The organism is Cellulosimicrobium sp. XJ-DQ-B-000, from assembly GCF_031119065.1.
Taxonomy (GTDB): domain Bacteria; phylum Actinomycetota; class Actinomycetes; order Actinomycetales; family Cellulomonadaceae; genus Cellulosimicrobium; species Cellulosimicrobium funkei.
The window spans coordinates 58,382-69,244 of record NZ_JAVHYN010000007.1 but is presented as its reverse complement, the minus strand read 5'-3'; the positions used below and the strand labels follow the sequence as shown (position 1 = coordinate 69,244).

Genomic DNA, 10,863 nt, shown 5'->3' with positions numbered 1-10,863 from the left:
CGCCGCACCGGCGTCCTCGCGGTCGGTCCGACGGGCCGCGAGGACGCCGCACCACGGCGACGCGGCGTAAGTCGATATCGGTACCGACATCGATATCCCCGCCATGAACCCACGACAGCAGCAGGACCTCGACGAGGAGGAACGACATGAGCAGGCACCGGAGACGACGAGCCGCGGCGACGATCGTGGCGGGGGTGCTGGCGCTCGGCGCCGGCCTGCCCGCGGCGCACGCCACCACGACGACCGACGACGCGCCCCCGGCGGCGACCGCCCTCACCGGGCTGACCACGACGGACCGCGGCGACGGGACCTACGACGTCCCGCTCCTGCGCAGCGACGTCCCCGACATCAGCGTCACGCGCGTCCCCGCGGCCGAGAACGACGAGGGCCGCGACCTCTACTACATGATCAGCACGACGATGCACCTCGCGCCCGGCGCCCCGATCATGAAGTCGTACGACCTCGTGAGCTGGGAGATCGTCGGCTACGTCTACGACCGTCTCGGCGTCGGCGACGTGTCGTCGCTGCGCAACGGGAAGAACGGCTACGGCAACGGGCAGTGGGCGTCCTCGCTGCGCTACCGCGACGGCACGTTCTACGTGGTGTTCAACACCAACGACCTCGGGGGGTCGTACCTCTTCCGCACGGACGACGTCGAGCACGGCGCGTGGGAGCGCACCGCGCTCGGCCGGGGGTTCCACGACCCGTCGCTGTTCTTCGACGAGGCCGACGGGGGGACGCCCTACATCTTCTACGGCTCGGGCGCGACGAGCGCCGTCCGGCTGAACGACGACCTCACCGCGATCGAGGCGGACTTCCCGAACATCTTCCGCGCCGCGGACTACGCGGGCGAGCCGTTCGTCGGCGGGCTGTTCGAGGGCGCGCAGGTGCACTACATCGACGGCGAGTACTACGTCGCGATCATCACGTGGCCCAGCGGCCAGAACCGGCAGGAGGTGCTCTTCCGCTCGCCGCACCTGCTGGGCCGCTACGAGACCGCCGACGGCTCGAACCCGTACGAGGCGCGCAGCGCGCTGAACTCGGACGGCTTCGCGCAGGGCGGGTTGGTCGAGGTGCCCGACGGCGCGGGCGGCTACGAGTGGTGGGGGATGTTCTTCCGCGACACCTACCCTCTCGGCCGCATCCCCGCGCTCATCCCCGCGACGTGGGAGGACGGCTGGCCGACGTTCGGCGACGACGGCGTCGTCCGTGTCGGCGACACGTTCGCCAAGCCGATCGTGCTGGACCCGGCGACGGAGCGCCGGGAGCGGCTGAAGAGCATCGTCGCCTCCGACGACTTCGCGAACGACGCCGAGCACCGCGCGTTCAGCGACACCGTCTGGGAGGTCCCCGACGCGCCCACGTACGACGAGTCGCTGCTCGGCGTCGAGCTCGTCGCGAACCCGGGGTTCGAGGACGCCGGGACCGCCCCGTGGGCCGCGCAGTTCGGGGCGACGCTGTCGCGCGAGACGAGCGGCGCGGCGTCGGGCACGGGCGCGCTGCGCGTGGCGGGCCGGACGCTCAACGGCTCCGGGCCGAACCAGCAGCTCGGCGGGAAGATCCAGGCGGGCGTGACGTACGAGGTCTCGGCCCGGGTCCGCTACGCCTCCGGGCCGGCGCAGGTCCGCTTCAACCTCGTCGGCGACTGGGGCGCGGGCGTCACCACGCTCGCGTGGGCGAACGCCACGCCGGGGGAGTGGACGACCGTGCGGGGCACCTACACCGTCCCGCAGGACGCGGACGTCCGGACCTTCAAGCTCGCGGTCGAGACGCCGTGGGGCAACCCGCAGCCGCCGTCGTCGAGCGTCGAGTACCTGCTCGACGACTTGTCCGTGGTCGGCCGCGCGCCGGCCGTCGAGACGCCCACGCTCGAGGAGGTGTCGTACAACGGCTCGGACCTCGACCTCGCCTGGCAGTGGAACCACGCGCCGGACAACCGGTACTGGTCCCTCACCGAGCGCGAGGGCTGGCTGCGCCTGACCAACGGGCACGTCGTGACCGGCGAGGCGGAGTACACGAAGGCGCCCGGGCGCGACCTCACCTACCTCGAGGAGGCGCGCAACACGCTCGGTCAGCGCACCTTCGGTCCGACGGCCTCCGCGGACACCCGCCTCGACGTGTCGGGGATGCTCGACGGCGACGTCGCCGGCCTGGCCGTCTACGGCCGCAGCTTCGCGTACGCGGGCGTCCAGCAGGTCGACGGCGAGCGCACGCTCGGCCTCGTCACGCGGCTCCAGCCGTTCACCGACACGATCGACCGCGAGGCGGTCGAGTCGTTCGTCCCCGGGTCGCAGGTCCCGCTCGGCGAGCGCACGGACGTGCACCTCAAGGCGGACGCGGACTTCGCCTCGCCGAACGGCCAGCTCTGGGTGCAGTACTCCTACAGCCTCGACGGGCGGACGTGGCAGCCGCTCGGGCCGCGCCAGGGGCCGCTCGTCATGGACTGGAGCCTGTCCCACTTCATGGGCTACCGGTTCGGCCTCTTCTCCTACGCCAAGGAGCAGACCGGCGGGCACGTCGACTTCGACCACTTCCTCCTCAGCGACGTGCTCGACGCCGACGGCGGCGCCGACCGGACGGCGCTCGACGCCGTCGTCGCCGAGGCCGAAGGGCTCGACCCGGCGGACCACACGGCCGAGTCGTGGGCCGCCGTCGAGCAGGCCCTCGCCTGGGCGCGGTCGACGACCGCGCCGTCGACGCAGAACCAGGCCGACGCCCCCGCGCGGGCGCTCGCGCTCGCCGTCGCGTCGCTGGAGCCGACGACGTCCCCGGACGTCGCGTTCGCGGCGGAGGCGAGCCTGCGCGCGCTCGCCGGCACCGACTACGTCGCCGTGCGCGTCGTGAACGAGGAGGACGTCCCGGTGGACGTGGTGGTCACCACGCCGTACGGCAGCCGCACGTTCGCCGACGTCCGACCGGGGGCGAGCGCCTACCAGGCGTTCCCGACGCGACGGCCGCATGCGCCGGCCGGGGAGGCCACCGTCACCGTCACGCGCTCGACCGACGCCGCGACGACGACCCGCACCGTGCCGTTCGGCCGCTGACCCGCGCCCGACCCGGCGGCCGCGCAGGCCGCGCCGGGTCGGGCGCGCGAGGAGGGAGGACGCAGGACGACGGCGGGGGACCGCCGTCGGGCACGACCGTCCGCGCGAGGCGCGCGGACGCGCAGGACACCCACATCGATCGAGGAGGATCCATGGACACGCACCACCGCAGACGACGTCGCCTGCGCGGCGCCGTCGCCGGGGCCGCGCTCGTGACGCTGCTCTCCGCGTCGCTCGCCGCGCTGCCGTCGTACGCCGCGGACGAGGAGCTGGTCGTCAACGGCGGCTTCGAGGACGGCACGACCGGCTGGTTCGTCAACAACGGCAACGCGACCGACAAGGCCGTGCTGTCGACCACCGACCAGGCGTTCGCGGGCGAGGCCGCGGCCCTGACCACCGAGCGCGCGACGACCGGCTCCGGTCCGATGCAGGACCTCAGCGGCAAGGTCCGCGCGGGCGAGACGTACGAGCTCACCGCGAAGATCCGGTACGACGCCGCCGCGGCCCCGGCCACCAAGCAGTTCTTCGCCACGATGCACTACGGCGGCGGGACGTACACGAACCTGGTGAGCGTCACCGCGACCAAGGGCCAGTGGGCGACGTTCGACGGCCGGTTCACGATCCCGGCCGACCAGAACGTCGGCACCGCGCGGCTGTTCTTCGAGACGCCGTGGACGAGCAACCCGTCGGCCGACCCGGCGACGCACCTCATGGACTTCGTGCTCGACGACGTCTCCGTCGTCGGCGCGGCCCCGCCCGGACCACCCTCGAAGACGATCGAGGTGCTCGGCAAGCTGCCCGGCGAGCACAACCCGCTCATCTCCCACAAGTTCGGGGCCGACGGGTTCGGGTTCGTCGAGGACGGGCGCGTGTACATGTACATGACGAACGACACCCAGGGCTACGCGCCCGACCCGGTGACGGGCGTCTCGCCGCAGATCAACTACGGCAGCATCAACCAGATCACGCTCATCTCGTCCGAGGACCTCGTGAACTGGACGGACCACGGCGAGATCCAGGTCGCGGGGCCGCAGGGCGTCGCGCCCTTCACGAACAACTCGTGGGCGCCGGGCATGGCGAAGAAGACGGTCGACGGCGTCGACAAGTACTTCCTCTACTACGCCAACGGCGGCGGGTCGTCGAACGTCATCACGGGCGCCTCGCCGCTCGGGCCGTGGACGAGCGAGCGCGACAGCACGCTCATCGACGGGCGCACCCCGGGCGCCGAGGCCGTGGCCTGGAAGTTCGACCCGGCGCCGCTCGTCACCGACGACGGCGCGTACCTCTACTTCGGCGGCGGCCCGGCGTCGACGTCGATGCCCGCGGCGGAGCGGTTCAACAACCCCAAGAACATCCGCGTCATCGAGCTCGGCGACGACATGGTCTCCACGCAGGGCACGGCGGCCGTCGTGGACGCGCCCGTGGCGTTCGAGGCGGCGCAGGTCTTCGAGCGCGACGGGAAGTACTACCTGTCGTACTCGTCGCACTTCGGCGGCAACGACTTCGGCGGCAACCAGGCCACGCTCCCGGGGTACCCGGGCGGCGGGCAGATCGGCTACATGATCTCCGACGACCCGATGTCGTTCCCCAAGGAGACGTACGCCGGCGTGATGTTCCCGAACCAGTCGCAGTTCTTCGGCGCGGGCACGGGCGGCAACAACCACCAGTCGGTGTTCGAGCTGGACGGCAAGTACTACTTCACCTACCACGCGCCCACGCTCAACAAGCGCATCAACGGCAGCACCACGCAGGGCTACCGCAGCCCGCACATCCAGGAGCTGACGTTCAACGCGGACGGCACGGTCCAGCAGGTCGTCGGCGACTACGCGGGCGTGGACCAGGTCAAGGACCTCGACCCGTTCCAGGTGCTCGAGGCGGAGACGTTCGCGTGGCAGCAGGGCCTCACGACCGCGAAGGTCGACGGCGGCTCGGCGCAGTTCGGCGACCAGGCGCCGAACCTCGTCGTCCGCGACGTCGACGCCGGCGACTGGTCGGCGCTGTCGTCGGTCGACTTCGGCGACGGTGCCGCGAGCGTCACGGCGCGCGTGAAGCCGCTCGTCGAGGGCGCCACCGTCGAGGTGCGCCTCGACGACCGCGAGGGTGCGGTCGTCGGCACGCTCGACCTCGACACCCCCGTGGGCGAGTGGGCGGACGTGACCGCCGCCCTGGAGGGCGTGAGCGGCGTCCACGACGTGTACTTCACGTTCGCCGGCCCCGCGGGCGTCGACCTCGTCGAGGTGGACACGTGGGAGTTCGCGGCCGACGCCGCCGGCCCGGCCGTCGAGCTCGACGTGACCGCGTCCGCACGCTGCCTCGCGGGCAAGGCCTACGTGGCGGTGCGCGCGACGAACCTCGCCGACGTCGCGGCCGACGTCGAGCTCGTCACCCCGTTCGGCGCGCGCGTCGTGCGCGACGTCGCGCCGGGGGCGAACGCGTACCAGTCGTTCGCCACGCGGTCCGCGTCGCTCGCGGCCGGGGTCGCGACCGCCACGGGCACCGCGGTGCTCGACGGCGCCACGGTCGAGACGGCGCACGAGGCCGCCTACGGCGACCTGTCCTGCGGCTGACACCGGACGACCAGCACTGCCCGACGGCGGCCCGCACCCCACCCGGTGGTGCGGGCCGCCGTCGGCGTCCGGGGGGGCCCGGGAGCCCTCACGCGCTTTTCGACATCGTTGTCGGTCCCGGGGTCTCTAGGCATGTTTGCGTTCACATGTTAGCGTTCACACGCGCGTCCGACGGCGGACCCGCGACCGGCGCCGACGCCGGGCACGACGACGAGGAGTCACCGATGACCTCACGCCACGAACCACCCCCGACGCCCGCGGAGCCCCGCGCCCGACGCCGACGCCGCTCGCTCGCGGCGCTGCTCGGCCTCGCGCTCGTCGCCCCGCTCGCGCCCGTGGGCGCGGCGGCCGCCGGCCCGATGCCCGCGGCGCCCGCACCGGTCCCCGTCGCGGCCGAGCCGACCACGGACGGTCTGCGGCTCTGGCTCCCGCTCGACGAGACCGAGGGCACCGTCGCGCACGACGCGTCGGGCCACGGCCTCGACGCCGCGCTCGTCGGCACGGGCGGCGGGTGGCGCGCGGGACAGGGGCTCACGTTCGGCGGCGCGAACCACGTGGACCTGCCCGACGACCTCCTGGCCGGCTACGACGCCGTGACGGTGAGCGCGGACGTGTGGGTCGACACGTCGCTGAGCGGCAACTACTTCTTCTACACCCTCGGCAACCCGGCGGTCGGCACCCCGCAGTCCGGGAACGGCTACCTGTTCTCGACGGGCAACGCGAACTACCGCGCGACGATCTCCGACCTCGCGTGGGGCCGCGAGCAGAACACGGCCAAGACCCCCGCGGGCGCCCTCCAGCGGGGCGTGTGGAAGACCGTCACCTACACGCTCGCGGGCGGCACGGCGCGGCTGTACGAGGACGGCACCCAGGTCGGGCAGAACACCGCGGTGACGATCACGCCCGGCGCGATCGGCGGCGGCACCACGACCGCGAACGCGCTCGGGAAGTCGGCCTACGCCGCCGACAACCTCTTCAAGGGGCGCATGAAGGACTTCCGGCTCTACGACCGCGCGCTCACCGCGCAGGAGGTCGCCGACCTCGCGTCGGACGCCGCGCAGGACGCCGTCACGGCCGACGCCGCCGCGCTCGACCTGGGCGACACGAGCGCCGTCGGCACGGACCTCGTGCTCCCCGCGAAGGGCGTCGGTGGCTCCGCCGTCGCGTGGTCGAGCTCCGACGCGGGCGTCGTCTCGGCGAGCGGCGCGGTGACGCGCCCCGCGGGCGACGAGCCGGCGACCGCGACGCTCACCGCCACGGTGACGTTGCGCGGCGCGACCGCGACCCGCACGTTCGACGTCACGGTCCTGCCGGGCGACGGCGACCAGGCGAAGGCCGACGCCGCGGCCGCCGCGCTCGAGGTGACGAACCTCGACGACGTGCGCGGCAACCTCACGCTGCCCACCACGGGGCTGCACGGCGCGAGCGTGACGTGGGAGTCGTCGTCGGGCACGATCACCCCGACGGGCGAGGTGACGCGCCCGGCGCACGGCGAGGACGCCGAGACCGTGGCCCTCACCGCGACGGTGACGGTCGGCGCGGCCACCGCCACGCGCGAGCTCGCGGCGCACGTGCCGCCGCTGCCCGAGCAGGAGGACCTCGCGGGCTACCTGTTCTCCTACTTCGTGGGCGAGGGCACCGCCACGGGCGAGCAGGTCTACTTCGGGCTCAGCCAGGGCAACGACCCGCTGAAGTACCAGAACCTCAACGACAACCAGCCCGTCCTCACGTCGGAGCTGGGGGAGAAGGGCCTGCGGGACCCGTTCGTCATCCGCTCGCCCGAGGGCGACAAGTTCTACCAGATCGCCACCGACCTCAAGATCTACGGCAACGGGAACTGGGACGCGTCCCAGCGCACCGGCTCGAAGTCGATCATGGTGTGGGAGTCCACGGACCTCGTGAACTGGACCGACCAGCGCCTCGTGCAGGTCTCGCCCGACACCGCGGGCAACACGTGGGCGCCGGAGGCGTACTACGACGAGACGATCGGCGCGTACGTCGTGTTCTGGGCCTCGAAGCTCTACGCGGAGGACGACCCGGACCACACCGGCAACACCTACAACCGGATGATGTACGCCACGACGCGCGACTTCGTGACGTTCAGCGAGGCGCAGGTGTGGGTCGACCCGGGCTACTCGGTCATCGACTCGACCGTGACGCAGCACGACGGCCAGTACTACCGGTTCACCAAGGACGAGCGGAACAACACGTCGTCCACGCCGTGCTCCAAGTTCATCCTCGCGGAGAAGGCGGCCGAGCTGCGCTCGACGGACTACGACTTCATCACCGACTGCATCGGCAAGGCGAACTCGCTCGGCGGCGGGATCAACCAGGGCGAGGGCCCGACGATCTTCAAGTCGAACACCGAGGAGAAGTGGTACCTCTTCATCGACGAGTTCGGCGGACGCGGCTACGTGCCGTTCGAGTCGACCTCGCTCGACGCGGCCGAGTGGACCATGTCCTCCGACTACGAGATGCCGTCGCGCCCGCGCCACGGCACGGTGCTCCCCGTGACGCAGGCCGAGTACGACCGCCTGCTGCGCACGTACCAGCCCGACGCGTTCGTCGAGTCCGTCGAGGACGTCGCCGTGACCGTCCAGACCGGCTCCGCGCCGGTGCTGCCCGCGAGCGTCACGGCGCGCTTCGCCGACGGCTCCACGGGCTCGGCGGATGTCACGTGGGACGCGGTCGACCCGGCGTCGTACGCGCAGGCGGGCTCGTTCGAGGTCGCCGGCACGCTCGGCGGCGGGGTGAGCGTCCGCGCCCGCGCGGTCGTCACCGTGACCGACGACGTCGTCCCCGTCGAGGGCCTGAGCGTCACCCCCGAGTCGCTCGAGGTGGGCGTCGGCGGCACGCGGCAGCTCACGGCGACTGTCACGCCCGCGAACGCGACGGCGCGCGCGATCACGTGGGCGTCGGACGACGCGGACGTCGCCACGGTCTCGGCCGACGGCGTCGTCACCGGTGTCGGCGAGGGCCACGCGCTCGTCACGGCGACCACGGCCGACGGGTCGCGCACCGCGTACGTGGCGGTCGAGGTGACGGCCGACGTGCCGGGCCTCGTGGTGCGGTACGCGTTCGACGAGACGAGCGGCACGGCGGCGGCGAACACCGCGCCCGGGTCGTCGTTCGGCCCGGCGACGCTGACCAACGGCGCGGCCTTCTCCGGCACGGGCGAGGGCGTGACCCTCGACGGGACGGACGACTACGTCGACCTGCCCGACCACCTGCTCGCCGGGCTGACCGACGTCACGGTCGCGCTCGACGTCAAGGTCGCGACGGACCAGGCGACGCCGTACTTCGTCTACGGCCTCGGCAACACGAGCGGCACGGCGGGCGACGGGTACCTGTTCACCACGGGCAACGCGTACCGCACGTCGATCGCGACGGGGAACTGGACCACCGAGCAGACCGTCACCAAGAACGCGAACCTCCAGCGCGGGGTGTGGAAGCACCTCACGTACACCCTGTCCGGCACGACGGCCGTGCTCTACGAGGACGGCGTCGAGGTGGGCCGCCAGACCGGCGTCACCATCGACCCGAAGGACATCGGGAACGGCTCGACGCTCGCCAACTACATCGGCCGCTCCCTGTACTCGGGCGACCGCTACCTCAAGGGCTCGGTGCGCGACTTCCGGGTCTACGACCGTGCGCTCACGGCCGACGAGGTCTACCAGGTCGGGGCGGACCACACGGCCGTCACGGGCGCCGAGCTCGACGCGCTCAAGGTCCCCGCGATCGTCGACGGGGCGAGCTCGACCGTGACGCTCGCCGTCGTGCCGGGCACGGACGTCTCCGCGCTCGCGCCGGTCCTCACGGTCTCGCCGCGCGCGACCGTCACGCCCGGGAACGGCTCGGTGCAGGACCTCACGCAGCCCGTGGAGTACACCGTGACCGGGCCGGACGGGTCGTCGCGCACGTGGACGGTCCAGGCCAAGCAGATGGGCAGCCCGGTACTCCCCGGGACGTACGCCGACCCGAACATCGCGCAGTTCGGCGACACGTTCTACCTCTATGCCACGACCGACGGCACGCCGGGCTGGGGCGGCAAGGACTTCTACGTGTGGAAGTCCACCGACCTCGTGACGTGGGAGCGCTCGGAGCGGCCTTTCCTCACGCTCGACGGCGCGAACGGGAACGTCCCGTGGGCGACGGGCAACGCGTGGGCGCCCACGATCATCGAGCGGGACGGGAAGTACTGGTTCTACTTCTCGGGCCACAACCCGACGTACGACCGGAAGACGATCGGCGTCGCGGTGGCCGACAGCCCCGAGGGGCCGTTCACCGCGCAGCCGACGGCGATGATCACGAACGGCGAGGCGGTCACGTCCGGCCAGGCCATCGACCCGGCCGCGTTCCGCGACCCGGAGACCGGGAAGTACTGGCTGCTGTGGGGCAACGGCGGGCCGTCGAACGGCCCGGTCATGGCCGAGCTGGACGACGACATGACGTCGATCAAGCAGGACACGCTGCGACGCATCCCCGGCCTGACCGACTTCCGCGAGGGCCTGTTCCTCAACTACCGGGACGGCATCTACCACCTCACGTACTCGATCGACGACACGGGCTCGGAGAACTACCGCGTCGGCTACGCGACGTCGGACAGCATCGACGGCCCGTGGACGTACCGCGGCGTGATCCTCGAGAAGGACGCCTCGCAGGGCATCCTCGGGACCGGGCACAGCTCGATCCTCAACGTCGAGGGCACAGACGAGTGGTACATCGCGTACCACCGGTTCGCGATCCCCGGCGGCGACGGGACGAACCGCGAGACGACGATCGACCGCCTCACGTTCGGCGAGGACGGCCTCATCCAGAAGGTCGTGCCGACGCTCGAGAGCGTGGACCCGGTCGACGTCGCCCCCGCGCCCCGGGTCGAGCTGACCGTCGAGGCCACCCCGCGGTGCCTCGCGGGCAAGGTCTACGTCGCGGTGCGGGCGACGAACGCGGGCGACGTGCCCGCCGACGTCACCCTCACGACCCCGTACGGCACGAGGACGTTCGCGGGCGTCGCGCCGGGAGCGAACGCCTACCAGTCGTTCGCGACGAGGGCGACGTCGGTCCCGGCGGGCACCGTGACGGTCACCGGCACGGCCGTGCTCGACGGCACCCCGGTCACCACGCCCTACGACGTCGCCTACGACGCCCACCCCTGCGGCTGACGACCCCCCCGAGGTAGAGCCCCGGTGAGCCGAGGTAGAGGCGTGGTCACGACCACGCCTCTACCTCGCGGGACCGGGGCTCTACCTCGC

The 10,863-nt window shown here is 72.3% G+C and carries 3 protein-coding genes; all 3 read left to right on the top strand.

Annotated elements, in window-relative coordinates:
- The first annotated feature begins 146 nt into the window (after positions 1-146).
- The 3 genes from RDI86_RS11855 (at position 147) to RDI86_RS11845 (ending at position 10,773) form a co-directional block, all read left to right on the top strand.
- A complete protein-coding gene (locus RDI86_RS11855; protein WP_308821462.1) occupies positions 147-3,044 on the top strand; it encodes a family 43 glycosylhydrolase in 2,898 nt (965 codons plus the stop codon).
- A gap of 152 nt (positions 3,045-3,196) precedes the next feature.
- The gene (locus tag RDI86_RS11850) at positions 3,197-5,611 is read left to right on the top strand and encodes a family 43 glycosylhydrolase (RefSeq protein ID WP_308821461.1); all 2,415 of its coding nucleotides are present in this window, start codon (positions 3,197-3,199) and stop codon (positions 5,609-5,611) included.
- A gap of 224 nt (positions 5,612-5,835) precedes the next feature.
- Positions 5,836-10,773, top strand: coding sequence for a family 43 glycosylhydrolase (locus RDI86_RS11845; RefSeq protein ID WP_308821460.1), 4,938 nt, complete (start codon positions 5,836-5,838; stop codon positions 10,771-10,773).
- Positions 10,774-10,863: the final 90 nt, after the last annotated feature.

Bases quoted from the DNA above. Each gene is read 5' to 3' on its own strand.
- RDI86_RS11855 (WP_308821462.1), top strand. From the start codon at position 147: ATGAGCAGGCACCGGAGACGACGAGCCGCGGCGACGATCGTGGCGGGG.
- RDI86_RS11850 (WP_308821461.1), top strand. From the start codon at position 3,197: ATGGACACGCACCACCGCAGACGACGTCGCCTGCGCGGCGCCGTCGCC.
- RDI86_RS11845 (WP_308821460.1), top strand. From the start codon at position 5,836: ATGACCTCACGCCACGAACCACCCCCGACGCCCGCGGAGCCCCGCGCC.